23 protein-coding genes, 1 pseudogene and 1 riboswitch are annotated in these 23701 nt (G+C 74.0%); of the genes and pseudogenes, 14 read left to right on the plus strand and 10 right to left on the minus strand.

The genetic code is table 11. The annotated features are described in order from the left end of the window. The first annotated feature begins 77 nt into the window (after positions 1–77). The 5 genes from OG429_RS10395 to OG429_RS10415 all read left to right on the plus strand — a co-directional run bounded on the left by OG429_RS10395 (position 78) and on the right by OG429_RS10415 (position 5741). The gene (locus OG429_RS10395) at positions 78–2717 is read left to right on the plus strand and encodes an MXAN_6230/SCO0854 family RING domain-containing protein (protein WP_328925014.1); all 2640 of its coding nucleotides are present in this window, start codon (positions 78–80) and stop codon (positions 2715–2717) included. 44 nt (positions 2718–2761) lie between these two features. Beyond that, positions 2762–3739: a DEDDh family exonuclease gene (locus OG429_RS10400; RefSeq protein ID WP_328925015.1), complete on the plus strand. Its 978-nt coding sequence runs from the start codon at positions 2762–2764 to the stop codon at positions 3737–3739. Positions 3740–3835: 96 nt separating this feature from the next. Continuing rightward, positions 3836–4069, plus strand: a complete 234-nt coding sequence (locus OG429_RS10405; RefSeq protein WP_328925016.1) for a hypothetical protein — start codon at positions 3836–3838, stop codon at positions 4067–4069. Between the two features lie 103 nt (positions 4070–4172). Then, a complete protein-coding gene (locus tag OG429_RS10410) occupies positions 4173–4976 on the plus strand; it encodes an SURF1 family cytochrome oxidase biogenesis protein (protein WP_328925017.1) in 804 nt (267 codons plus the stop codon). Positions 4977–4985: 9 nt separating this feature from the next. Next, positions 4986–5741, plus strand: coding sequence for an SDR family oxidoreductase (locus tag OG429_RS10415; protein ID WP_328925018.1), 756 nt, complete (start codon positions 4986–4988; stop codon positions 5739–5741). A 20-nt stretch (positions 5742–5761) separates the two neighbouring features. Here OG429_RS10415 and amaP read toward each other — a convergent pair whose 3' ends face one another. The 8 genes from amaP to OG429_RS10455 form a co-directional block, all read right to left on the minus strand. Continuing rightward, positions 5762–6319, minus strand: coding sequence for an alkaline shock response membrane anchor protein AmaP (gene amaP, locus OG429_RS10420; RefSeq protein ID WP_443051245.1), 558 nt, complete (start codon positions 6317–6319; stop codon positions 5762–5764). Positions 6320–6324: 5 nt separating this feature from the next. Then, positions 6325–6900, minus strand: coding sequence for a DUF6286 domain-containing protein (locus OG429_RS10425; RefSeq protein WP_328925020.1), 576 nt, complete (start codon positions 6898–6900; stop codon positions 6325–6327). Next, on the minus strand, positions 6897–7265 hold the full coding sequence (locus OG429_RS10430; protein WP_328925021.1) for a hypothetical protein: 369 nt from the start codon (positions 7263–7265) through the stop codon (positions 6897–6899). Before OG429_RS10430 ends, OG429_RS10425 begins: the two co-directional genes overlap by 4 nt. 7 nt (positions 7266–7272) lie before the next feature. Further along, the gene (locus OG429_RS10435) at positions 7273–7458 is read right to left on the minus strand and encodes a hypothetical protein (protein ID WP_328925022.1); all 186 of its coding nucleotides are present in this window, start codon (positions 7456–7458) and stop codon (positions 7273–7275) included. 17 nt (positions 7459–7475) lie between these two features. After that, the gene (locus tag OG429_RS10440; protein WP_328925023.1) at positions 7476–7907 is read right to left on the minus strand and encodes an Asp23/Gls24 family envelope stress response protein; all 432 of its coding nucleotides are present in this window, start codon (positions 7905–7907) and stop codon (positions 7476–7478) included. 136 nt (positions 7908–8043) lie between these two features. Next, positions 8044–8823: an enoyl-CoA hydratase/isomerase family protein gene (locus OG429_RS10445; protein WP_328925024.1), complete on the minus strand. Its 780-nt coding sequence runs from the start codon at positions 8821–8823 to the stop codon at positions 8044–8046. Between the two features lie 166 nt (positions 8824–8989). Further along, positions 8990–9211, minus strand: coding sequence for a helix-turn-helix domain-containing protein (locus OG429_RS10450; protein ID WP_030010789.1), 222 nt, complete (start codon positions 9209–9211; stop codon positions 8990–8992). Between the two features lie 335 nt (positions 9212–9546). After that, the gene (locus OG429_RS10455; RefSeq protein ID WP_328925025.1) at positions 9547–11145 is read right to left on the minus strand and encodes an ABC-F family ATP-binding cassette domain-containing protein; all 1599 of its coding nucleotides are present in this window, start codon (positions 11143–11145) and stop codon (positions 9547–9549) included. 209 nt (positions 11146–11354) lie between these two features. On the opposite strand from OG429_RS10455, the pseudogene OG429_RS10460 reads away from it, so the two are divergent. Beyond that, a pseudogene (locus OG429_RS10460) lies at positions 11355–11642 on the plus strand (neutral zinc metallopeptidase); the annotation flags it as partial. A 60-nt stretch (positions 11643–11702) separates the two neighbouring features. Next, a complete protein-coding gene (locus tag OG429_RS10465; RefSeq protein ID WP_328925026.1) occupies positions 11703–12098 on the plus strand; it encodes a VOC family protein in 396 nt (131 codons plus the stop codon). Positions 12099–12132: 34 nt separating this feature from the next. On the opposite strand, the gene OG429_RS10470 is transcribed toward OG429_RS10465, so the two are convergent. Then, positions 12133–13581: a hypothetical protein gene (locus OG429_RS10470; protein WP_405680101.1), complete on the minus strand. Its 1449-nt coding sequence runs from the start codon at positions 13579–13581 to the stop codon at positions 12133–12135. 161 nt (positions 13582–13742) lie between these two features. Continuing rightward, positions 13743–14873: an alpha/beta hydrolase family protein gene (locus OG429_RS10475; RefSeq protein ID WP_328925027.1), complete on the minus strand. Its 1131-nt coding sequence runs from the start codon at positions 14871–14873 to the stop codon at positions 13743–13745. Positions 14874–15183: 310 nt separating this feature from the next. Between OG429_RS10475 and OG429_RS10480 the strand changes: the two genes are divergently transcribed. The 7 genes from OG429_RS10480 (at position 15184) to OG429_RS10510 (ending at position 23699) form a co-directional block, all read left to right on the plus strand. Then, on the plus strand, positions 15184–16464 hold the full coding sequence (locus OG429_RS10480; protein WP_328925028.1) for an inorganic phosphate transporter: 1281 nt from the start codon (positions 15184–15186) through the stop codon (positions 16462–16464). Between the two features lie 25 nt (positions 16465–16489). After that, positions 16490–16711, plus strand: coding sequence for a hypothetical protein (locus OG429_RS10485; protein ID WP_328925029.1), 222 nt, complete (start codon positions 16490–16492; stop codon positions 16709–16711). Positions 16712–16848: 137 nt separating this feature from the next. Next, positions 16849–16932: riboswitch (cobalamin riboswitch) on the plus strand. Positions 16933–16990: 58 nt separating this feature from the next. Next, positions 16991–17950, plus strand: coding sequence for a cobalamin biosynthesis protein (locus tag OG429_RS10490; protein ID WP_328925030.1), 960 nt, complete (start codon positions 16991–16993; stop codon positions 17948–17950). Beyond that, positions 17947–19467 (plus strand): cobyric acid synthase, encoded by a 1521-nt coding sequence (locus tag OG429_RS10495; protein ID WP_328925031.1) that lies wholly within the window; start codon positions 17947–17949, stop codon positions 19465–19467. Before OG429_RS10490 ends, OG429_RS10495 begins: the two co-directional genes overlap by 4 nt. A 112-nt stretch (positions 19468–19579) precedes the next feature. Further along, positions 19580–21724, plus strand: coding sequence for a putative cobaltochelatase (locus OG429_RS10500; RefSeq protein WP_328925032.1), 2145 nt, complete (start codon positions 19580–19582; stop codon positions 21722–21724). Then, positions 21724–22323 (plus strand): cob(I)yrinic acid a,c-diamide adenosyltransferase, encoded by a 600-nt coding sequence (gene cobO, locus OG429_RS10505; protein WP_328925033.1) that lies wholly within the window; start codon positions 21724–21726, stop codon positions 22321–22323. Before OG429_RS10500 ends, cobO begins: the two co-directional genes overlap by 1 nt. Continuing rightward, positions 22317–23699: a cobyrinate a,c-diamide synthase gene (locus OG429_RS10510; protein ID WP_328925034.1), complete on the plus strand. Its 1383-nt coding sequence runs from the start codon at positions 22317–22319 to the stop codon at positions 23697–23699. Before cobO ends, OG429_RS10510 begins: the two co-directional genes overlap by 7 nt. Positions 23700–23701 lie beyond the last annotated feature (2 nt).

The raw sequence follows: 23701 nt of genomic DNA on the forward strand, positions 1-23701 counted from the left end.
CCTTCTCCACCTTTTTGTAAAGACACGCGCGCCCACTCTCCGCCCCCGCTTCGCCGTGTCCGGAGGGGAATTCACCAGTGTCTGCCATCGAGTCCGTCCTGCTGCGCCGGCTCGGAACCGTCTACGTCGACCGGCCGCCGGCCGCCGCGTCGCCCGGCAGGGAAGGGGTGCGGCCCCTGGAGGGCGAGCTCCTCGAACGCGGCCACGCGCTGGGCGCGGAGCTGCACGCGGCCCTGTCGGTGCTCGCGCCGACCGACCTCGCCGAGGAGCGGCTGCGCCTGCTCGCGCTGGTGGACGAGCTGATGGGCGCCGACCGGGTGCACAAGCCGCTCTTCCGGCGCTTCCCCTTCTCCATCCCGCAGGACACCGAGCGCTGGTACGTCGGCCGGGTCTTCGCCCTGCTGCTCCAGGAACCCGAGCAGCCGTGCGTGCTGTGCGGCGAGGCCGGCACGGTCCACCCCGTCGCCCCCTGCGCCCACCTGCTGTGCCGCACCTGCTGGGAGGGCGCCGACTACACCGGCTGCCCGGTCTGCCACCGGCGCGTCGACCCCGCCGACCCCTTCCTGCGCCCGGACCGCGACGAACGGGCCGGCCGCCGGGCCACCCGGGCGGCCCGCAAGGGCAAGGGTCTGCCGTCGGGCCCGCTGCGGCTGCTCCGGCTCGGCACCGGTCTGCCGCAGGACTGCGCCCGGGTGGTGGCCTCGCTGCTCGCCCGGCAGACCCCGCTGTCCCCCGAGGACCGCGACGACCTGGCACGCCTGCTCCCCGCCGCCCCGGCGGACCTCGGCTGGCTCCCCGGGGAGATCCCCGTACGGGAGACCAAGGCGCTGGTCCTCGGCCGGCTGCTGGGCGACTGGCGGACCGAGGACGCGGCGCGGCCGCTGCTCGCCGAGCGGCTCACCACCGCCACCGACGTGCTGCGGCTGCTCGCGGTGCTCTCCGGCGGAGAGGCGGGCCTGCTGCCGCTGCCCCGGTTCGCGAACCCCGGCCGGCCGCTGCGCCGGGAGCTCCTCCGCGTGCTCGACGCGTTGAACCCGCAGTACCTGGTCGAGGACCTGCTGCGGCATCCCGCCGCCTGGAAGCGGGCCGCCGAGCGCCTGCACCCCTTCGAGCAGCACGCCCGGCACCCGCGGGCGGCACTGGCCTTCGCCGTGCTGCGGGGCACCACCGTGTCCGCCGCCACACCGCTCGGTGCGGCGCTGCTGGAGACCGCCGCCGCGCACCCGGACGCCGTCCGCGTGGACGGGGACCGGATCCGGCCCGCCACCTGGGCCGGCCGGATCGAGGAGGCCCTCGCCCAGGGGGACGCGGGGGCGGCCGCCGCGCTGGCCGGGCAGCGGCCGGGAGAACTCGTCCGCCGTCTCGACCACCTGCTGCGCCTGCATCCCGGCGAGGAGCTCGTCCCCGAGCTGGAGAAGGCACTCGCGTGCGGGCTTTCCTCCGTCGGCGCCGGCCCGCTGCTGTCCGCGCTGGGCGCGCTGCGGGTGCGCGCCGGGGACCGCTCCGGCGGCCGGCGGGTGTTCTTCCCGCGCGGACAGGTGGCCTCCGCGCAGTCCGTGACCGACCGGCGGCTGCCGCTGCCCGCGCCGCTCGTCACGGCGGTGGTGTCGCGGCTGCAGGAGGAGGTGCTGCGGCGGTTCGCCGCCGCCGGTGACGAGCCGTACGACCTGTCCGTCGTCGAATCCGGGCTGGCCGACCTGACCGTGCCCTTCGGCGAGCGCACGGCCGCCAAGGCACTGGTGGCCGTCCCCCGGGGCAGTACGCAGACCCTGCCCGAGGGCGAGGTGCTGCGGCTGTTCCTGCACTGGACGGAGCCCGCGGGCAACCGCACCGACCTGGACCTGTCCGTCGCGTTCTTCGACGCCGACTGGAAGTTCACCGGTCTGTGCGACTACACGAACCTGCGGCACGGCCCGCGCGGGGCCGCCACCCACTCGGGCGACCTCACCTCGGCGCCCGCGCCGGACGGGGCCACCGAGTACGTGGACCTGGACCTGGCCGCGCTCGCATCGAGCGGGGACGTGTACGCGGTCCCGCTGGTCTTCAGCTTCAACAACGTGCCCTTCGATGAGCTGCCGGACGCCTTCGCGGGCTTCATGGCCCTGCCGGCCAAGGGCCCGCGCGGCTCCTCGTACGATCCGCGCACCGTCCGCCAGCGCTTCGACCTGGCGGGCGCGTCGCAGGTCTGCATGCCGATGGTCGTGGACCTGGCCGCCCGCAGGACCCTGTGGGCGGACGTCCACCTGCCGCCGTCGGAGGGCTTCCAGAGCGTGGCCTCGCACGGGGACCGGCTGGCTGCGGTGGCCCGCGACGTGTGGGAGCACTTCGGCTCCGGCGTCGTCACGACCCTGTGGGACCTGGCGGTGTGGCGGGCCGCGGCGCGCTCCCGCGAGGTGACCGTCGTACGCCGGGCCGCGCATCCGGTGCTCCCCGACGAGCTGTGGCTGTACCGGGCCGCGGACGGCGAGCCGGTGGCCGCCTTCGCCGCCCGGATCTCGGCCATGGAGGCGCCGCAGGAGCGGCGCGAGGCGGCTGACGGCGACGCGGCCGCCGCCGAAGTGGCCGCGGGCAAGCGGGTGTTCCTGGCCCTGGTGCACGCGAGCGTGGCCCCGCCCGGGGCTTCGGGGACGGCGTACCGGCTGTTCCCGGGGCCGGCCGAACTGCCCGGGGGCTTCGACCGGGTGAGTGCCGGGGACCTCGTGGCGGAGCTGGGCTGATCGGGCATCGCGGCAACGGCTGTCAGTCGGGGCCGATATCCTCTGTGACCATGCTCGACGACCGTACGACCGCAGAGACGACGTGGCCGACCGCGTACCCACAGGGGTACGCGGTCGTCGACGTGGAGACCACCGGGCTCGCTCGCGACGACCGGATAGTCTCCGCCGCCGTCTACCGGCTCGACGCGCAGGGCAATGTGGAGGACCACTGGTACACCCTGGTCAACCCGCAGCGGGATCCGGGGCCGGTGTGGATCCACGGTCTGACGAGTGAGGTGCTGGCCGGCGCCCCGCTGTTCAAGGACATCGCCGAGGAGTTCGCCGGCCGGCTCGCGGACCGGGTGCTGGTCGCGCACAACGCCATCTTCGACTGGCAGATGATCGCCCGCGAGTACGCGCGGGCCGCCGAGACCGCGCCGGTCCGTCAGCGGCTGTGCACCATCGCCCTGTCGAAGGAACTGAACCTCCCGCTGCCCAACCACAAGCTGGAGTCGCTCGCCGCGCACTTCGGCGTGGTCCAGCAGCGCGCGCACCACGCGCTCGACGACGCCCGGGTGCTGGCGGAGGCGTTCCGCCCGTCCCTGCACGCGGCCGCGCAGGGCGGCGTACGGCTGCCGCTGCTGGAGTGCCGGCCGCTGACGGAGTGGTCGGACTCCCCCGTCACCCCGCGCGTCGGCTACCAGGCCTCGTACGGGAGCGGCAGCTGGCGGCCCTCGCGCAAGCGGCCCCCGTGCCCGCACCCGAACCCGGGCCGGTTCGAGGACGGCAAGCCGCTGAAGCAGGGGATGCGGATCGCCTTCTCCGGCGACACCTCGGTGGACCGGGAGCTGCTGGAGGACCGCGCGGTGGAGGCGGGCCTGCACGTCGCGACGAGCGTGTCGCGCCTCACCAGCCTGCTGGTGACGAACGATCCCGACTCGGCGACCTCGAAGACGGTCAAGGCGAAGTCCTTCGGCACGCCCGTCGTCGACGAGGCGGCCTTCACCCAGCTGCTGCGGGACGTGGCGGCGGCCGAGGACTGAGCGGACGGCCCGGACGTTGCGCCGGGCGGGTGCCGGCGCGGCGACTCACCCCGGTGGATCTTGTTCCGGTCCGCCGCCGTGCGGAGCATGCGGCCCATGGCACGTTGTGAGGTCTGCGGAAACGATTACGGCATGTCGTTCGAGGTGCACGCGCAGGGAGCCGTGCACGTCTTCGACTGCTTCTCCTGCGCCATTCACCGCATGGCGCCCATCTGCGAGCACTGCCGGGTCCAGATCATCGGGCAGGGCGTCGAGGTCGAGGGGCAGTGGTTCTGCGGGGCGCACTGCGCCCGCGCGGAAGGGAAGGTGGGCATCAAGGACCACGCTTGACGGCCAGGACCGACCACCCGCCCGACACCACGTCCCGTACCCGTGACCCCGGACGGCCACCCGGCCGTCCGGGGCCGACCCCGCTGGGGGTACCGTCGTGGGCGTGTACCGCTTTGTGCTGACCCGGCAGTGGGTGTGCCTCACCCTCGTCACCCTCGCCCTCATCCCCGCGATGATCAAGCTGGGGTTCTGGCAGTTCCACCGCCATGAGCACCGGGTCGCCCAGAACGAGCTGATCGCCGCGAACCTGAGGGCGAAGCCGGCACCCGTGACCGAGGTCACCTCCCCGGGCCACCAGGTGCCCCGCGCGGACTTCTGGCGGACGGTCACCGCGACCGGTGCGTACGACTCCGCGCACGAGGTCGTCGTGCGGATGCGGACCTCGGCCGACGACAAGGTCGGCTTCCACGTCGTGACCCCGCTCGTCCTGGCCGACGGCCGGGTGGTGCTGGTGAACCGCGGCTGGGTGCCGGGCGGCGACGACCCCCGCGCGTACCCGCCGGTGCCGGCCGCGCCATCGGGCGAGGTCACCGTGACCGGCCGGCTGAAGGCCGACGAGACCAGCGGCGGCAGCGGCATCAAGGACCGCAAGGGCCTGCCGGACCGTCAGGTGATGCTGATCAACAGCGCGCAGCAGGCGCAGTACCTGGGCAGGCCCGTCCTCGGCGGCTACCTGGAACTCGACGGCCCGGCCCCCTCCGGCGGCAGCCCGGAGGCCGTCCCCGAGCCCGACCACGACTCGATCGGCCCCCACATGGCGTACGCCGTCCAGTGGTGGCTGTTCGCGGCCGCGGTGCCGGTGGGCTGGCTGGTCCTCGTACGGCGTGAGAAGCGCGAGCGCGAGGAGGAGGCCGCGGCGGCCGGCGAACCCGGAACCGGCGCTCAGCGGGAGCCGGCGACGGCGTAGCGTGTCGGCATGGATCTTGGACTGAAGGACCGTGTCTACATCGTCACCGGGGCCACGCGCGGCCTCGGCCTCGCCTCCGCCCGGGAACTGACCGCCGACGGCGCGAAGGTCGTTCTGACGGGCCGGGACGAGAAGCGGGCGGCCGACGCCGCCGCCTCGCTCGGCCCGAACGCGGTCGGTGTGGCGGCCGACAACTCCGACCCGGAAGCGGCCGGACGCCTCGTCGAGACCGCGCGCGAGCGCTTCGGACGCTTCGACGGCATCCTCATCAGCGTCGGCGGCCCGGCCCCGGGCCTCGCGGCGGACAACACCGACGAGCAGTGGTCCGCCGCCTTCGAGTCGGTCTTCCTCGGCGCGGTCCGCCTCGCGCGGGCGGCCGCCGCCGAGCTGGGCGCGGGCGGGGTCATCGGCTTCGTCCTGTCGGGCTCGGTGCACGAGCCGATCCCCGGCCTGACCATTTCCAACGGTCTGCGCCCGGGCCTGGCCGGCTTCGCCAAGTCCCTCTCGGTGGACCTCGGCCCGCGCGGGATCCGGGTCGTGGGCCTGCTCCCGGCGCGGATCGACACCGACCGCGTACGCGAGCTGGACGCGCTGTCCGGGGACGCGGCTGCGGCGCGGGCCGGGAACGAGTCCCGCATCCCGCTGCGGCGTTACGGCACCCCGGAGGAGTTCGGCCGCACGGCGGCGTTCCTGCTCTCCCCCGCGGCCTCGTACCTGACGGGCGTCATGGTGCCGGTCGACGGCGGCTCCCGGCACGGTTTCTGAGCCACCGTCTCCGACAGGGCCTACGTCACCCGCTGGGCCCGGTGCGACGTCACCTTCAGGCGGGCCTCCGTCGGCAGTCCGGCGAGGCCCGCCGAGGCGCGGGCGTGGGTCAGGACCGGGCCCGCGAGGGCGGCCAGGGCGTCGGCCGGGACCGCGTGGGGTTCGAGTTCCAGTGCGACCCGCAGCGCAGGCGCCCCCCGCCTGCCGCGCAGCGCGACCCGGCAGCGGGCGACCCCGTCCAGGGCGCCGGCCTCCGCGGCCACCGCCTCCTCCAGGGCGGGCCCCCGCAGCACGGCGAACGCCCCGTCCCCGGTGTCGACGACCACGGCCCGCAGCCGGGAGCGCCTCAGCTGGGACAGCAGCCACCACAGCGCCAGCAGCACGCCCAGCACGAGGCCCGCGAGCACCACCCACCCCCACCAGCCCTCGGCGTGCCAGTACCGGCGCCGGGCCTCCTGCGTCAGCAGCGGGGCGTGCCGGCCGCCCAGGGGCCAGGACGCCGTGAGCACCGCGGCCCCGGCCGCCAGCAGGACCAGGCCGGCCGCCGCCAGCAGGATCCGGTTCACCACCCCGAGCATCCCGCTCACCTCCTGACCCGTACGCGCGGCTGCGGCGGGTGTGCGAGGCCCAGTTCCCCGATGCCGACGGCGAGCACCGCGTCCAGGTCTGCCCGTACGTCGTCCAGCTCGCGGAAGTGCGAGGTGGCGCGTACCCCGATGTGGGAGCGGCCCACCCTGACCCGGACCGACCGCACTCCCGACACCTCCATCGCCCGGTCCCGCAGGACCTGCGCGGCGTCCTTGCGGCCGAGCCCGGCGCGTACCCCGGCGGCCGGATCCGGGGTGCGCATCGGGAGGATCCCGCGCCGCCCGGGAGCGAGCGCCAGCAGCAGGAGCACCGCCCCGGCGACGGCGAGGACTCCGCCGACCAGCAGTACGCCCGGGTCGGCCGGGGTGTGCCGGTCCAGCTGGTCGGCGAGCTCGCGGCGCCACTCCATCCCCGGCCGGCCGGACCGTACGGCGGCCAGGTCGTACAGGAACAGCCCCGCCACTGCCAGTACGGCGAGGGCGGTGAGCGCGGCGGGGACGCGGCGGGCGGAGCGGAACCGGTGCGCCCGGGGAGCGCGGGGGGCTTCGGGGGCCCGGTCGGAGTCCGTCACCGCAGCCGCCGGTCCCGCCCGGCGGTGGGCCGGGTGTGCGTGGAGTGCAGGTGCTCGATGTCGATGTCCACCTCGGGTACGGACATCGCCGCGTACTCCTCGACCCGCAGGGCGACCTGGCGGCGTACGGCCGCGCACTGGGCGGCCAGGTCGGAGGGGTAGTCGAGCTCCAGGCTCACCCGTACCCGGGCGATGTCGTGGTGCACGGTGACGATGGCGTGCGGGGGCTCCGCCTGTGCGGGCCGCGCGACGAGCGCCTCCCGGGCCGCCTGGGCGGCGATCTTGGCGACGACCCGGTCGGCGATACGGGTCGCACCCCGGTCGGCGGGCGCCACCCGGGGCGGGGTGGCCCGGGGGTTGCTCATCGGCGCCTCACCCGCGCCGGTCGTCGCGGCGGCGGAACAGGTCTCCGGGTTCCAGGTCCCCGTCGAGGAACCGGCCGGCGACGAAGCCGATGGCGCCGAGCGCCGCCACCAGCAGGAAGGCTCCGAAGCCGCCGAAATACCCGGCGAACGCCAGGGCCATGCCGGCGAACAGGCCGGCGACCGCCATGCTCATTGCGGGGCTCCTTTTCGCTACTGGAGCCGCGACTCCGGCTCCTCGTCGGGCTCATCGGGCAGCTTGACGTCGCTGACCGCGATGTTGACCTCGACGACCTCCAGGCTGGTCATCCGCTCGACCGCCGAGATGACGTTCTCACGGACCGCCCGTGCCACGTCCCGGATCGACACGCCGTAGTCGACGACGATCTCCAGGTCGAGGGCCGTCTGGACCTCGCCGACCTCGGCCTTCACGCCGCGGCTGACGGAGGCCTTCGCGCCGCCGGGGACCCGTTCGCGGACGGCGCCGAAGGTACGGGAGAGACCGCTGCCGCTGCCCATGGCGTGTACGCCGACCACCTCGCGGGCGGCCAGCCCGGCGATCTTCTCGACCACTCCGTCGGCGATGCTCGTGCGGCCCCGGTCGGCGGGCGCCTTGCCGGGGCCGCCCGATGTGGATTCGGTCATCGCATGTCCCTTCGCGCGTGCGGACTCCACTCCGCACCACGGTAAGCGCGCGAAGCCGCCACCGCCCCGGGACTACGCCGGTCGGCCTGAACCGGTGCCCGGGCCCCGCCCGGGCACCTTCCACCGCGGTGGGGAGTCAGTCGGACAGGCCCGCCAGGTCGCGCAGCCGACGGGCCTGGGCGGCGCGCTCGGCGGCGCGCTGGTCGTCGTACGGGCGCGACTGCGCGTCGCGCAGCAGCGCCTTGGTCTCGACGACGGCGTCCCGCGCGGGGGCGAGCAGCGCGGTGGTGAGGTCCTGGACGGCGGCGTCGAGCTCGTCCGCGGGCACCACGAGGTTGGCGAGGCCGACCCGCTCCGCCTCCTCGGCATGCACGAAGCGGCCCGTGGCGCAGATCTCCAGCGCGCGGGCGTAGCCGACCAGCGAGGTGAGGGGCTGGGTGCCCGCCAGGTCCGGGACCAGGCCCAGGCTGGTCTCGCGCATGGCGAACTGCACGTCGTCCGCGACCACGCGCAGGTCGCACGCGAGCGCGAGCTGGAAGCCGGCGCCGATCGCGTGCCCCTGCACGGCGGCGACGGAGATGATGTCGTTACGCCGCCACCAGGTGAATGCCTCCTGGTACTCGGCGATGGTGGAATCGAGCAGTTCGTCCGAACCGCGTGCCAGATCGAGGAAGGACGGCTCGCCCTCGAAACCCTCGGGGGTGAACGCCTGCCGGTCGAGCCCGGCGGAGAAGGACTTGCCCTCACCGCGCAGCACGACGACCCGGACGGTGCCCGGCAACGACCTTCCGGCCTCCGCCAAAGCCCGCCAGAGCGCGGGGGATTGGGCGTTTCGCTTGGCCGGATTGGTCAGTGTCACCGTGGCGAGCGAGTCGTCGACGGTGAGTCGTACGCCGTCCTTGTCGAGCAGAGCCATCTGTATGCCTCCGGTGTGCAGTCGGCCGCGATCCGGCCTAAGTGACTGCACAGTAACCACCCGGCCGACCGGAAAGTCGACCGGGGGTCACCGAAGGAACCGTTTGACCATGCTGAAACCTTTGAAGCCTTGAAGCATTCAAACGTCGGAACCGATGGGACCAGGGTCAGGCCGTGGCGGCCTTCTTACCGCGCGTCGCGCCACCGCGACCGCGCAGCGAGACCCCGGACTCACTGAGCATCCGGTGGACGAATCCGTAGGACCGGCCGGTCTCTTCGGCCAGCGCCCGGATACTCGCACCGGAGTCGTACTTCTTCTTCAGGTCTGCCGCGAGCTTGTCGCGCGCGGCGCCGGTTACCCGGCTGCCCTTCTTCAGAGTCTCGGCCACCCGTGCCTCCTCATGGGAAGTGCGCTCTGGACTTCTCATGATCACCCCTCCCACGCTTCCTGGCCACCCATTCAGCAAGGTCGGTACGGCCGCATTTCTCGAAGGGTGGACACCCGAGCAGAACGGAATCTCCCCTTCCGCCACATGACCTCCGTCACACTTCGCGGCCCTCGCGGGGAATCGCCAGGTCAGGGGCGGGACGACGGAAGACGGACGGCCCCGGTCGCGCGCCCTCGGGGGCGCGGCCGGGGCCGTCGTACGACGCTGGGCGGTACGAGACCGTCTCACTCAGATGATGGATCACCCCTGAGCCGAATGATCCATAAGGAATTGGATCAGGCGAGGGCGACCAGGTCCCGGTAGTCCGGGCCCCACAGATCCTCGACGCCGTCCGGGAGCAGGATGATCCGCTCCGGCTCCAGCGCCTCGACCGCGCCCTCGTCGTGCGTGACGAGGATGACCGCGCCCTTGTACGTGCGCAGGGCGCCCAGGATCTCCTCGCGGCTGGCCGGGTCCAGGTTGTTCGTGGGCTCGTCGAGCAGCAGCACGTTCGCCGAGGAGACGACCAGCGTGGCCAGGGCCAGGCGGGTCTTCTCGCCGCCGGACAGCACCCCGGCGGGCTTGTCCACGTCGTCCCCGGAGAAGAGGAAGGAGCCCAGCGTCTTGCGCACGGCGACCAGGTCCAGGTCGGGCGCGGCGGAGCGCATGTTCTCCAGGACCGTGCGCTCGGGGTCCAGGGTCTCGTGCTCCTGGGCGTAGTAGCCGAGCTTGAGGCCGTGGCCCGGGGTGACCTCGCCGGTGTCCGGCTTCTCGGTGCCCGCGAGCAGCCGCAGCAGCGTCGTCTTGCCGGCGCCGTTGAGGCCGAGGATGACGACCCGGGAGCCCTTGTCGATGGCCAGGTCGACGTCGGTGAAGATCTCCAGCGAGCCGTAGGACTTCGAGAGGCCCTCAGCGGTCAGCGGGGTCTTGCCGCAGGGCGCCGGGTCCGGGAAGCGCAGCTTGGCGACCTTGTCGGAGACGCGGACGGCCTCCAGGCCGGACAGCAGCCGCTCGGCGCGCTTGGCCATGTTCTGCGCGGCGACGGTCTTGGTGGCCTTGGCGCGCATCTTGTCGGCCTGCGAGTTCAGGGCCGCGGCCTTCTTCTCCGCGTTCTGGCGCTCGCGCTTGCGGCGCTTCTCGTCGGCCTCGCGCTGCTGCTGGTAGAGCTTCCAGCCCATGTTGTAGACGTCGATCTGGGACCGGTTGGCGTCCAGGTAGAAGACCTTGTTGACGACGGTCTCGACCAGGTCGACGTCATGGGAGATCACGACGAAGCCGCCGCGGTAGTTCTTCAGGTAGTCCCGCAGCCAGACGATCGAGTCGGCGTCGAGGTGGTTCGTCGGCTCGTCGAGGAGCAGGGTGTCCGCGTCCGAGAACAGGATCCGGGCGAGTTCGACGCGGCGGCGCTGACCGCCGGAGAGGGTGTGCAGCGGCTGGCCGAGCACCCGGTCGGGGAGGCTGAGGGCGGCCGAGATCGTCGCGGCCTCCGACTCGGCGGCGTATCCGCCCTTGGTGAGGAACTCGGTCTCCTGGCGCTCGTACTGCTTGAGCGCCTTCTCGCGGGTGGCGCCGGAGCCGGTGGCGATGCGCTCCTCGTTCATCCGCATCTTCTTGATCAGGACGTCGAGACCGCGGGCGGACAGGATCCGGTCGCGGGCCAGGACCTCGAGGTCACCGGTGCGGGGGTCCTGCGGGAGGTAGCCGACCTCACCCGAGCGGGTGATGGAGCCGGCGGCGGGCTGGCCCTCGCCCGCGAGGCACTTGGTGAGGGTGGTCTTGCCGGCTCCGTTGCGGCCGACCAGGCCGATGCGGTCGCCCTTGGCGATGCGGAAGGAGGCGGACTCGATGAGGACGCGGGCGCCGGCGCGCAGCTCTACGCCGGTGGCGGTGATCACGGAAATACTCCAGGGCGGGGGGACGGCGGAAAGGGGGCAGGACGCGATGCTTCGACGCCGCTAATCCGCGAGGAGATTTGCCATGGGAGTCATTCTACCGGGGGTGCGCAACTACTTATCGGGGCGCCGGTCGGCCGGACCGCCCTCCGCCCCGTCCCCCGTTCGGCTCATGGACCGCACCGGCGGGCACGGGCACGTATCAGGATGAACGGGTCGAGCTGCAGGCCGACTGCTACGCCGGGGTGTGGGCGCGGGGCGCGACGCGGACCCCGGACGAGTCCACCGGCCGGCCGCTGATCACCCGCCTCACCGACGAGGACATCAGGGACGGACTGGACGCGGCGGCGGCGGCGGTCGGCGGCGACCGGATCCAGGAGAAGTTCCAGGGCCGGGTCACCCCGGAGACCTGGACCCACGGGTCGGCCGAGCAGCGCCGGCAGTGGTTCTACCAGGGCTACCGCACCGGCGACATGGCCCAGTGCAACACCTTCCACTGACTGTCAGTGGCGCCTGCCATGCTGTGACGTGGGTCACCGTCACGAGAGGGAGTGATCGTCATGGCAGGCGTTCCGTCCATCTGTCCCACGCTGGTCTACCGCGACGCGAAGGCGGCCATCAAGCTGCTGACCGAGGCCTTCGGCTTCAGCCAGGTCGCGGTGTACGAGGGTGAGAACGGCTCGGTGATGCACGCGGAGCTGGCCTACGGCAACGGGCTGGTGATGCTGGGCAGCAAGGGCACGGGCGGGGTCTTCGACAAGGCCATGGGCGACGCGGGGCCGGCGGGGGTCTATGTCGTGGTCGAGGACGTGGACGCCCACCACCGGCGGGCCGCCGAACACGGTGCGGAGATCCTGATGGAGCCCACCGACCAGGACTACGGCTCCCGCGACTACATGGCCCGGGACGGCGAGGGCAACATCTGGAGCTTCGGGACGTACGCGCCGCAGGTCTGAGGCCTGCGGCGGACACGTCCTCGCCCGTACGCGGCTACGCGCCGCCGGTGTGGACCTGGAAGGCGGCCCGGCGGACCGCCTTGGCCAGGGCCGGGTCGGGGTGGGCCGCCGCCAGCGCGACCAGGACCTGGACGGTGCGCGGGTGGCCGACCGCGCGGACCTCGTCCAGCAGGCGCGGGACGGTGGTGCGGACGGCCGAGTCGAGGTGGCGGGCGAGCAGGTCGGCCTCGCCGTGGTCGGCGATCGCCGCCGCGGTGTCCACCCAGAGCCAGGTCGACTCCTCGGCGGTGAGGACGTCCTGCGCCTCGTCGGGGTCGACCCCGTCGTGCTCGGCGAGCCAGAGCAGGGCGTAGGGGCGCAGGGCTGGCTCGCGCACGGCGGCGCGCACCTCGGGTTCGGCGGGGGCGCCGACCACGCGCAGCGCCTCGAAGGCGAGGCCCCGCAGCAGGGCGTCCTCGCCGCGGGCGGCGTGCAGGAGCTCGGCCACGGCGTGGCGGACGGGCCGCGCGGCGAGCCAGGCCTGGTACTCGGCGCGGGCCGGGCCGGGGGTGAGCCGGGCGCAGCCGTGCAGCATGGCGGCGGCGGACTGCTCGATGTTCCCGGCGGGGCTCTGCGCGGCGACGCAGATCTGCTCCAGCTTGACCCAGACCGCCCAGCTGCCGAGCGGGGTGAGCGCGGCCTGCGCGGGGCCGAGGGTGACGGCGTCCACGGCCGCGAGTCCGCCGAGCGCCCAGCGCAGCAGCCGGGCGAGCGGGACGGGCGGCGCGGGGACCGGGGGCTGCGCGTCGGTGGTCTGCGCGTCCGTGGTCTGCGCCTCCGCCGGGTCCTGCGGGGCGTCGTAGGGGACCTCGCAGCGCTCGTCGCGCAGTTCGGTGACGCGCTGCCCGAGCAGGTCGAGGAGATCGGGGACGGTCACCGGGCCGGCGGACAGCTGGAGGAGGGAGAGGAGTTGGGGCATCGCCTCGACGACCTCGGCGACGGCCGCGGGGGCGATGTCGGCGGGGGCGGGGTGGACGAGGGACCACGCGTCGAAGAGGGCGACCCAGCCGCGCAGTACGGCGGTGTCGTCGCGGTCCCAGGCGCGCAGCCGCCAGCCGGGCCGGGCGTGGCCGCCGTGGACCTCGACGAGGCCGGCGAGCCGGGCCCGGTCCCAGCCGACCCTGATCTGGCCGTGCGTCAGTTTCAGCTCCGCCGCGGCGCGTTCGACGTCGGCGGCGGGCAGGGCGCCCGCGGGGGCGGGCCGTCCACCGTCCCCTGCGCCGAGGTGGAGTTCGGCCCAGCGGGTCAGGCGTACGGCATCGGCGAGCGAGGCCCGGGCCCGGTTCGCGAGGTCGGCCGTGGCGGGCGTACCCGCCGGAGGCCTCGTGGCGGGCCGGGTGCGCCGGTCCGTCACCGCTTTGCGGGCCGTGGCCACGGAACGCTGGGAGACGAGTCGGAGTCTGGAGTCGCGAGCCAACTGCTCATCAGGCTTTCGGGACGTCACGGAAGCAGTCTCGCCCGTCACCGGCCGAAAGCCCAAACGGAACCCTCCGTTACCACGGCGCGCCGGGGTGCAGACCAGGGCAAGTCACCCGGAGGGCACTCGCCGCCCCATCCCTTTCGCATGACAGGACCTCACCTCGGGCCGCCTCAGGGCGTCTCCGCTCACATCAGGGGGGTGAGGAAGCGGCGCAGGGCCTCCTCGTACCCGGCCGGGTCGGCGTTCCACATCGCCCCGTGGCCGGCCTGGCGCACGGTGTGCAGGGTGACGAGGTCGGGGCGGGCGTCGGCGAGCCGGCGGGAGGGAGCCCAGGGGGCGAGCGTGTCGTCCGGGCCGTGGAAGATCAGTACGGGAACGCGCAGGGCGCCGGGGTCCGAGCCGGGCGCCCGGTGGTCGGCGCGCAGTCCCGCGCGGCCCTCGGCGGCCCGGACCGCGAGCGGGAGCACCGCGGCCGGGGTGCCGCGCGCGACGGCGAGCGCGCGCAGGGTGGTGTGCCAGTCGAGTACGGGCGAATCCAGCACCAGCCCGGCGATCCGGTCGGCGAGCGCCGAGCGCTCGGCGGCGCGCAGGGCCATGGCGGCGCCGGTGGACCAGCCGTGCAGGACCACGCGCCGGGCGCCGTAGCGCAGGGCGTAGCGGATGGCGGCGTCCAGGTCGCGCCACTCCGATTCACCGAGGTGGCCCAGGCCGTCCGGAGGGGCGGGGGCGCCCAGATCGCCGCGGTAGGCGAGGTCCAGGACGGGCAGCCGGTACCGGTGCAGGAACGGCATGACGGCCATCGGGTGCTCCCGGCTGCTGCCGAGCCCGTGCACGGTGATCACCCAGGTGTCGCGGATCCCGGGCACGAACCAGGCGGGCAGGGGGCCGAGCTCGCCGGGGACGTCCACGTCGGCGTGGTCGAGCCCGAGGGCGGTGCGCGGGTTCCCGAGGTGGACCTGGGGGGTGAGGGTGACCCGGGTGCCGGGGCGGAGGCTGCCGTGGGTGACGGCGAGCAGCCGGCGTACGACCGTGTCCGGGTCGCGCGCGGCGTCCGGGAGGAGGGGTCCGACGACTGCGTGCACCCCCGGGGCGTCGAGTCCGTACGTACCGGGGCGCAGGGAGCCCAGCGAGCGGGTCAGCGTGACCCGGCCGTCGGATACGGAGTGGACGCTCAGGCGCGGTCCGCCGGGCAGTGGACGCCCGGGCTCGGGCCGCAGTGCCGCGTCGGCGGCATACCGGCCGGCCGCCACCGCGGCCGCGCCGGCGCCCAGGAGGGTCGTGGTGACGGCCACTGCCGTCGCTGTCGCGGTACGCACCGCTCCAGTGTCGAGGCGCGGGCTCCGGCGGGCCACCGGAGCAGATCGTTCCGGCCGCCGCCCCGGCAGCGTGATCTAGGTCTCTTTCCGGGGCCCGGCGGGTTGGGCCACCGCGCCGGAAGCCCCCGGCGGAGCGGTCCGTTCACCCCGCTTTGACGTGCATTAATCGATATATGTACGACGGAATCGGGGCGAATGGCCTGATCACACGCTGCGCCAGGACACCCATCCGCCCGAGTCAGTTCATCTTCCGTTCACTCAGGTTGCCTACGGTCGCCGAACCACTGACGTCAAACAGAAGCCTGGGTAAATGGAGCACATAACGCTTCTCCTCGGGATCGTGATCATTACCGCTCTCGTGTTCGACTTCACGAACGGTTTCCACGACACGGCCAACGCGATGGCCACCACCATCTCGACCGGCGCCCTCAAGCCCAAGACGGCGGTGGCCATGTCCGCCGTGCTCAACCTCGTCGGCGCGTTCATGTCCGTGGAGGTCGCCAAGACGATCTCCAAGGGCCTGATCAACGAGGAGGGCATCCAGCCGGAAGTGATCTTCGCCGCCCTGGTCGGCGCGATCCTCTGGAACCTGGTCACCTGGCTGGTCGGACTCCCCTCCAGCTCCTCCCACGCCCTGATGGGCGGCCTGATCGGTGCCGCGGTCGCCTCCGCCGGCATCGGCGCGGTCAACGGCAGCGTCGTCGTCACCAAGGTGCTGATCCCCGCGATCGCCGCTCCGATCGTGGCCGGTGTGGCCGCGATGCTGGCCGCCAAGGTCACGTACAAGCTCGGCAACAAGGTCGGCGAGAAGACCTCCACCAAGGGCTATCGCGCCGGGCAGATCGCCTCGGCGAGCCTCGTCTCCCTCGCGCACGGCACCAACGACGCGCAGAAGACGATGGGCATCATCACCCTGGCGCTCATCGCGGGCGGTGCGCTGGAGTCCGGCGCGAACCCGCCGGTCTGGGTCATCGTCTCCGCCGGCATGGCCATCGCGATGGGCACCTACCTGGGCGGCTGGCGCATCATCCGCACCATGGGCAGCGGCCTGACCGACCTGCACCCGCAGCAGGGCTTCGCCGCCCAGACCTCGGCCGCCAGCGTCATCCTGGCCTCCTCGTCCCTCGGCTTCTCCCTCTCCACCACCCACGCGTGCTCCGGCGCCGTCATGGGTGCGGGTCTGGGACGCAAGGGCGGCGTGGTCCGCTGGTCCACCGCCACCCGCATGTTCATCGCCTGGGGCCTGACCCTGCCGGCCGCGGCCCTGGTCTCCGCGGGTGCCGAGCTGGTCATGCGCTCCGGTGACGTCGGTGTCGCCGCCGTCGCGCTCTTCCTGGTCGCCTCCTGCGTCGCCATCTGGCTCATCTCCCGCCGCCAGGTCGTCGACCACCACAACGTCAACGACGCGGCGCCGGCCGGCGCCGAGGAGCCGGGTGTCGTCACCACGGCCATGGCCGCCGTCACCGTCCCGCCGACGGTCTCCGCCGCGGCCGGTACGACCGCCGCGGTGACGGACGAGGACCTGAAGTCCACCATCCCGGCCGCGACGCCGGCCCCGACGACCGCGCCGTCTCCGGCCGCCGCGGTCTGACCGAGACACACAGAGGAACGGCAGTATGAAGATCGACTGGGAAGCACTCGGCTCCGTCTTCGGGGTCAGCCTCTCCGCCACCGTCGCCCTCGTGGCCCTGTTCACCCTGGGCCTGGTGGGTCTGTCCAAGCACGAGGCGGCCACCGAGCAGGGCGGCACCGCCACCCTGGCCCGCAGCGGTGCGTACGCCTGCTTCGCGCTCGTCACGGCGGCCGTGGGGTACGGGATCTACCTGATCGTCGCCTGAGCCGCGGACACCACGTGTGAAGGCTCCCTCCGGGTTTCCCCCGGGGGGAGCTTTCGTATGCCCGGCGCAGGTCAACGGCGAGTTGACGGGCGTTCTCGGCGCGTGGTGGACTGCCCGGGCCAATACGGCGGCATGGAGAGGAAGTCCGGTGCGAATCCGGCGCGGTCCCGCCACTGTCACCGGGGGCACTCGACCGAGTGCGACCCGGGAGCCAGGAACTCTCGCCGCCGGACACGTCGAACCAGGGCGCGGACCCTGAGTGAGGACATACCTGCCACCATGCGTGCCGATCGCGTTTTCGCGTACGGCGCCACGGCGGGCCTGATCGGCGACCGGATCCTCGGTGATCCGCGCCGAGGGCACCCCGTGGCCGCCTTCGGACGAGCCGCCGCCGCTGTCGAGCGCGCCCTGTGGCGCGACGACCGCGCCCGGGGCATCCTGCACACCTTGGTGTGCGCCGGGGGCGCGGCCGCCGTCGGCGCGCTGGGCGCACGCGCCGTGCGCTCCCGGCCCGCGGCCGCCCGTATCGCCCTGACCGCCGCCGCCACCTGGGCCGTCGTCGGCGGCACCTCGCTCGGCCGGGAGGCCCGCGCCATCGGCGGCGCACTCGCCGCCGGGGACGCCGAGGTGGCCCGCGAGCGGCTGCCGCACCTGTGCGGGCGCGACCCGCACTCCCTGGACGAGCAGCAGATGGCCCGCGCAGTCGTGGAGTCGGTCGCGGAGAACACCTCCGACGCGGTGGTCGGCGCCCTGGTCTGGGGCGCGGTCGCCGGGGTCCCGGGGCTGCTGGCCTTCCGCGCCGTGAACACCCTGGACGCGATGGTCGGCCACAAGTCGCCCCGCTACCTGCGCTACGGCTGGGCCTCCGCCCGGCTCGACGACGTGGCGGGCTGGCCCGGGGCCCGGCTGACCGCGCTGGCGGCCGTCCTCGCGGGCCCGGACCGCCGGGGGGCGGCCCGGGCCTGGCGAGCGGACGCCGCCAAGCACCCGAGCCCGAACGCCGGTCCCGTGGAGGCCTCCTTCGCTGGGGCGCTCGGGGTACGTCTCGGCGGGACCCTCGCGTACGGGGGGCGGGTCGAGCACCGGGCGGTCCTGAACGGCGGGGAGGGGCGGCCGGTGGAGGTCGCGGACATCGAGCGGGCGGTCCGGCTGTCGCGGCAGGTGACCTGGCTGACGCTGGGCGCGTGCGTCGCGGCCCGGCTGCTGGTCTCTCGTACATCACGGAGGGGGCGCGCATGAGCGGCGCGAAGCGCGGCGGCGGACTGCTCGTCGCGGGCACCACGTCGGACGCCGGCAAGAGCGTGGTCACGGCGGGCATCTGCCGGTGGCTGGCCCGCCAGGGCGTGAAGGTGGCGCCCTTCAAGGCGCAGAACATGTCGCTGAACTCCTTCGTCACGCGGGAGGGCGCCGAGATCGGGCGCGCCCAGGCCATGCAGGCCCAGGCGGCCCGCGTGGAGCCGACCGCGCTGATGAACCCGGTGCTCCTCAAGCCGGGCGGCGACCGCAGCAGCCAGGTCGTGCTGCTGGGCAAGCCCGTGGGCGAGATGAGCGCACGCGGCTACCACGGCGGGAGGCAGGAGCAGCTTCTCGGCATCGTCACGGACTGCCTGGAGCAGCTGCGGGGCACGTATGACGCCGTGATCTGCGAGGGGGCGGGGAGTCCGGCCGAGATCAATCTGCGCCGGACCGACATCGTGAACATGGGCATCGCGCGAGCCGCGCGGTTCCCGGTGGTCGTGGTCGGGGACATCGACCGGGGCGGGGTCTTCGCGTCCTTCTTCGGCACGACGGCGCTGCTGTCGCCCGAGGACCAGTCGCTGATCGCCGGGTACCTGGTCAACAAGTTCCGCGGGGACGTCTCGCTGCTGGAGCCCGGCATGGAGATGCTGCGCGGTCTGACCGGCCGCGCCACGTACGGGGTGCTGCCCTTCCAGCACGGGCTCGGCATCGACGAGGAGGACGGCCTGCGCGTCTCGCTGCGGGGCGCGGTACGGGAGTCCGTGGTGGCCCCGCCGGTCGGTGAGGACGTGCTGCGGGTCGCGGTGTGCGCGGTGCCGCTGATGTCGAACTTCACGGACGTCGACGCGCTCGCGGCGGAGCCGGGGGTCGTGGTCCGGTTCGTGGACCGGGCCGAGGAGCTGGCCGACGCGGACCTGGTCGTCGTACCCGGGACGCGCGGGACGGTGAAGGCCCTCGCCTGGCTGCGCGAGCGCGGGCTGGCCGACGCCCTGGTCCGGCGGGCTGCCGAGGGCCGGCCGGTGCTCGGCATCTGCGGCGGTTTCCAGGTGCTCGGCGAGCACATCGAGGACGAGGTCGAATCGCGGGCGGGAGCGGTGGACGGCCTCGGGCTGCTGCCCGTGCGCATCCGCTTCGAGCCGGAGAAGACCCTGGCGCGGCCGGTGGGTTCGGCGCTCGGCGAGCCGGTCGAGGGGTACGAGATCCACCACGGGGTCGCGGAGGTCCTGGGCGGGGAGCCCTTCCTGGACGGCTGCCGGGTCGGGGCCGTCTGGGGCACGCACTGGCACGGCTCGCTGGAGTCGGACGGCTTCCGCCGGGCGTTCCTGCGGGAGGTGGCTTCGGCCGCGGGGCGCCGGTTCGTACCGGCCGCGGACACCTCGTTCTCCGCCCTGCGGGAGGAGCAGCTGGACCTGCTCGGCGACTTGATCGCGGAGCACGCCGACACGGATGCCCTGCTGCGGCTGATCGAGGCCGGCGCCCCGGCGAGCCTGCCCTTCCTCCCCCCTGGCGCGCCGTGACGGGCCGGGCCCTGCGGGGCTGTTCCCCTGCCCTTCCCTTTCCGGAACCGGGCCTCCGGATCCGGCCGCGTACGGCAACGGTCCGCACCACCCTCGAAGGAGTGAGCAACGCATGAGCACGCCCTATCCGTTCACCGCAGTGGTCGGCCAGACCGACCTGCGGCTGGCGCTCCTGCTCAACGCCGTGAGCCCGGCGGTCGGCGGCGTGCTGGTGCGCGGCGAGAAGGGCACCGCCAAGTCCACCGCCGTGCGCGCGCTGTCCGCGCTGCTGCCGCAGGTGGACGTGGTCTCCGGCTGCCGGTTCTCGTGCGCGCCGGCCGCGCCCGACCCGGCCTGCCCGGACGGCCCGCACGAGCCCGGCCCGGGCGCTGCCCGGCCCGCCCGCATGGTGGAGCTGCCCGTCGGCGCCTCGGAGGACCGCCTCGTCGGCGCGCTCGACATCGAACGGGCCCTGGCGGAAGGCGTGAAGGCCTTCGAGCCCGGGCTGCTCGCCGACGCGCACCGCGGGATCCTGTACGTCGACGAGGTCAACCTCCTCCACGACCACCTGATCGACCTGCTGCTGGACGCCGCCGCTATGGGTGCCTCGTACGTCGAGCGCGAGGGCGTGTCCGTCCGGCACGCCGCCCGCTTCCTGCTCGTCGGCACGATGAACCCCGAGGAGGGCGAGCTGCGGCCGCAGCTCCTCGACCGGTTCGGGCTGACCGTCGAGGTCGCCGCCTCCCGCGAGCCCGCCCAGCGGGTGGAGGTCGTACGCCGCCGGCTCGCCTACGAGGACGACCCGGCCGGCTTCGCGACCCGCTGGGCCGGTGACGAACACGAGGTCCGCGCCCGGGTGGTGGCGGCGCGGGCGCTGCTCCCGCAGGTGGTGCTCGGCGACAACGCGCTGCTCCAGATCGCGGCGACCTGCGCCGGGTTCGAGGTCGACGGCATGCGGGCCGACATCGTGATGGCCCGGACCGCGACGGCGCTGGCCGCCTGGGCGGGCCGGACCACCGTGCTGAAGGAGGACGTGCGGCGGGCCGCGCTGCTGGCCCTCCCCCACCGGCGGCGGCGCAACCCGTTCGACGCGCCGGGCCTGGACGAGGACAAGCTGGACGAGATCCTGGACCGGTTCGAGGACGAGGAGCCGCAGGAGCCCGACCCGGACCCGGACACCGAGCCCGAGGGCCCGGACGACGACGGCGGCGGCCCCGACGGGGGCGGCGGGGTACCCCCGCAGGGCAATGGCCCCCAGGCGTCCGACGCCCCGCCGGAGCCGGAGCCGGAGCCGGACCCGGGGTCGGAGCCGGAGTCCGCGCAGAGCGCGCCCACGGACGCCCCCGAGGCCCCGCAGCCCTCCGCCCGGGAAGCCGGCGGGCCCGAACAGGCCGCCGTACGGGCCGCCGAGCCGTTCCGGACCAAGATGCTGAGCGTGCCGGGGCTCGGCGAGGGCGCTGCCGGGCGGCGTTCGCGCGCCCGCACCGCCCACGGCCGGACCACCGGGGCCCAGCGCCCCCGGGGCCAGCTGACCAAGCTGCACCTGGCGGCCACCGTGCACGCGGCCGCCCCGCACCAGAAGGCGCGCGGGCGCAGCGGGCCCGGCCTGGTGATCCGCAAGGACGACCTGCGCCAGGCCACGCGGGAGGGCCGCGAGGGCAACCTCGTCCTCTTCGTCGTCGACGCCTCCGGCTCGATGGCCGCCCGGCAGCGCATGAGCGCGGTCAAGGGCGCCGTGCTGTCGCTGCTCCTGGACGCCTACCAGCGCCGGGACAAGGTCGGCCTGATCACCTTCCGGGGGGCGAGCGCCGAACTGGCGCTGCCGCCCACCTCCTCGGTGGACGCGGCCGCGGCCCGGCTGGAGCAGCTGCCGACCGGTGGCCGCACCCCGCTGGCCGCCGGCCTGCTGAAGGCCCACGAGGTGCTGCGGATCGAACGGCTGCGGGATCCGAGCAGGCGCCCGCTGCTCGTGGTCGTCACCGACGGGCGGGCCACCTCGGCCGGCAGCGCGGCCGGCGACCCGCGGGAGCTCGCGGGGCGCAGTGCCCGGCTGCTGCAGGCCGGGGGCGTCGCGTCCGTCGTCGTCGACTGCGAGTCGGGGCCTGTCCGGCTGGGGCTGGCCGGGGTACTGGCCACCGATCTCGGCGGGCCCACCGTCACGCTCGACGGGCTGCGGGCCGACTCGCTGGCCGGGCTCGTGAAGCACGTTCGTACCGCGGTGTCATCTCCCGCATCTTCCGCATCTCCCGCACCGCACACCAACAGGAGGGCCGCGTAATGCCGCAGGGACAGCCGATCGTCGTTCCGGACGACGGGCTCACGACGCGCCAGCGCCGCAACCGCCCGCTCGTCTTCGTCCACACCGGCCCCGGCAAGGGCAAGTCGACGGCGGCCTTCGGGCTGGCGCTGCGCGCCTGGAACCAGGGCTGGCCGATCGGGGTGTTCCAGTTCGTCAAGTCGGCGAAGTGGAAGGTCGGCGAGGAGAACGCGCTCAAGGTGCTCGGCGCCTCCGGCGAGGGCGGCTCCGTCGTCTGGCACAAGATGGGCGAGGGCTGGTCCTGGGTCCAGCGGGACGCGCAGCTCGACAACGAGCAGGCGGCCAAGGAGGGCTGGGAGCAGGTCAAGCGCGATCTGGCCGCCGAGACGCACAAGCTGTACGTTCTCGACGAGTTCGCGTACCCGATGCACTGGGGCTGGATCGACGTCGACGAGGTCATCGAGGTGCTGCGCACCCGTCCCGGCACCCAGCACGTGGTGATCACGGGGCGCAACGCACCGGAGAAGCTGCTGGAGTTCGCGGATCTCGTCACCGAGATGACCAAGGTCAAGCACCCGATGGACGCCGGCCAGAAGGGCCAGAAGGGCATCGAGTGGTGACTTCGTCCAACGTTCCCCGGCTGGTCATCGCCGCGCCGTCGTCCGGCAGCGGCAAGACCACCGTCGCCACGGGCCTGATGGCGGCCTTCTCGGAGCGCGGCCTCGCCGTGTCCCCGCACAAGGCCGGGCCGGACTACATCGATCCGGGCTACCACGCGCTGGCCACCGGCCGCCCGGGGCGCAACCTCGACGCCTTCATGTGCGGGCCGGAGCTCGTCGCTCCGCTGTTCGCGCACGGGGCGGCCGGGTGCGACCTCGCCGTGGTCGAGGGCGTGATGGGCCTGTACGACGGGGCCGCGGGGCGGGGTGAGCTGGCGTCGACGGCGCAGGTCGCGAAGTTGCTGCGGGCGCCGGTGGTACTGGTCGTCGACGCCTCGTCGCAGTCGCGGTCGGTGGCGGCGCTGGTGCACGGATTCGCCTCCTTCGACCCGCAGGTGCGGCTCGGAGGCGTGATCTTGAACAAGGTCGGCTCCGACCGGCACGAGGCGATGCTGCGGGAGGCGCTGGAGGAGGCGGGGATGCCGGTGCTCGGCGTCCTGCGCCGGGCTCCGCAGGTGGCCGCGCCGTCGCGGCACCTGGGGCTGGTCCCGGTCGCGGAGCGGCGCGCGGATGCGCTGGCCGCCGTGGCGGCGCTGGCGGACCAGGTGCGCCAGGGCTGCGACCTGGACGCGCTGATGGCTCTGGCCCGTACGGCCCCGCCGTTGTCCGCCGACGCGTGGTCTGCGTCGCAGGCGCTCGAGGCGCAGAGTCCGGCGCTGAGCCCCGGTCCACGGCCGGTGGTCGCCGTCGCGGGCGGGGCCGCGTTCACGTTCTCGTACGCCGAGCACGCGGAGCTGCTCACCGCCGCGGGAGCGGAGGTCGTCACCTTCGATCCGCTCCGGGACGAGGCGCTGCCCGAGGGAACCACCGGCCTGGTGATCGGCGGCGGTTTCCCCGAGGTGTACGCGCCCGAGCTGTCGGCCAACGAGCCGCTCCGCAAGGCCGTGGCCCACTTCGCCGCACAAGGCGGCCCCGTGGCCGCCGAGTGCGCCGGGCTGCTGTACCTCGCGCGGTCCCTGGACGGGAAGCCCATGTGCGGGGTGCTCGACGCCGACGCCCGGATGTCGGAGCGCCTGACCCTCGGCTACCGCGAGGCGGTTGCGGTGTCCGACAGCGCGCTCGCGCCCGCCGGCACCCGGCTGCGCGGCCACGAGTTCCACCGGACGGTGATAGAGCCGGGCGCGGGAGCCGCGCCTGCGTGGGGGTTCACGCACCCGGAACGCCGCGTCGAGGGCTTCGTACAGCAGGGCGTGCACGCCAGCTACCTGCACACGCACTGGGCGGCGCAGCCGTCCGTGGCCCGCCGGTTCGCAGAAGCCGCGGGCCACGGGCGGTGAAC

This window comes from Streptomyces sp. NBC_00190 (genome assembly GCF_036203305.1).
GTDB lineage: Bacteria > Actinomycetota > Actinomycetes > Streptomycetales > Streptomycetaceae > Streptomyces.

Bases quoted from the DNA above. Each gene is read 5' to 3' on its own strand.
- OG429_RS10405 (WP_328925016.1), top strand. From the start codon at position 3,836: ATGGCACGTTGTGAGGTCTGCGGAAACGATTACGGCATGTCGTTCGAG.
- OG429_RS10415 (WP_328925018.1), top strand. From the start codon at position 4,986: ATGGATCTTGGACTGAAGGACCGTGTCTACATCGTCACCGGGGCCACG.
- amaP (WP_443051245.1), bottom strand. From the start codon at position 6,319: ATGCTCGGGGTGGTGAACCGGATCCTGCTGGCGGCGGCCGGCCTGGTC.
- OG429_RS10430 (WP_328925021.1), bottom strand. From the start codon at position 7,265: ATGAGCAACCCCCGGGCCACCCCGCCCCGGGTGGCGCCCGCCGACCGG.
- OG429_RS10435 (WP_328925022.1), bottom strand. From the start codon at position 7,458: ATGAGCATGGCGGTCGCCGGCCTGTTCGCCGGCATGGCCCTGGCGTTC.
- OG429_RS10440 (WP_328925023.1), bottom strand. From the start codon at position 7,907: ATGACCGAATCCACATCGGGCGGCCCCGGCAAGGCGCCCGCCGACCGG.
- OG429_RS10445 (WP_328925024.1), bottom strand. From the start codon at position 8,823: ATGGCTCTGCTCGACAAGGACGGCGTACGACTCACCGTCGACGACTCG.
- OG429_RS10465 (WP_328925026.1), top strand. From the start codon at position 11,703: ATGGCAGGCGTTCCGTCCATCTGTCCCACGCTGGTCTACCGCGACGCG.
- OG429_RS10480 (WP_328925028.1), top strand. From the start codon at position 15,184: ATGGAGCACATAACGCTTCTCCTCGGGATCGTGATCATTACCGCTCTC.
- OG429_RS10485 (WP_328925029.1), top strand. From the start codon at position 16,490: ATGAAGATCGACTGGGAAGCACTCGGCTCCGTCTTCGGGGTCAGCCTC.
- OG429_RS10490 (WP_328925030.1), top strand. From the start codon at position 16,991: ATGCGTGCCGATCGCGTTTTCGCGTACGGCGCCACGGCGGGCCTGATC.
- OG429_RS10495 (WP_328925031.1), top strand. From the start codon at position 17,947: ATGAGCGGCGCGAAGCGCGGCGGCGGACTGCTCGTCGCGGGCACCACG.
- OG429_RS10500 (WP_328925032.1), top strand. From the start codon at position 19,580: ATGAGCACGCCCTATCCGTTCACCGCAGTGGTCGGCCAGACCGACCTG.
- cobO (WP_328925033.1), top strand. From the start codon at position 21,724: ATGCCGCAGGGACAGCCGATCGTCGTTCCGGACGACGGGCTCACGACG.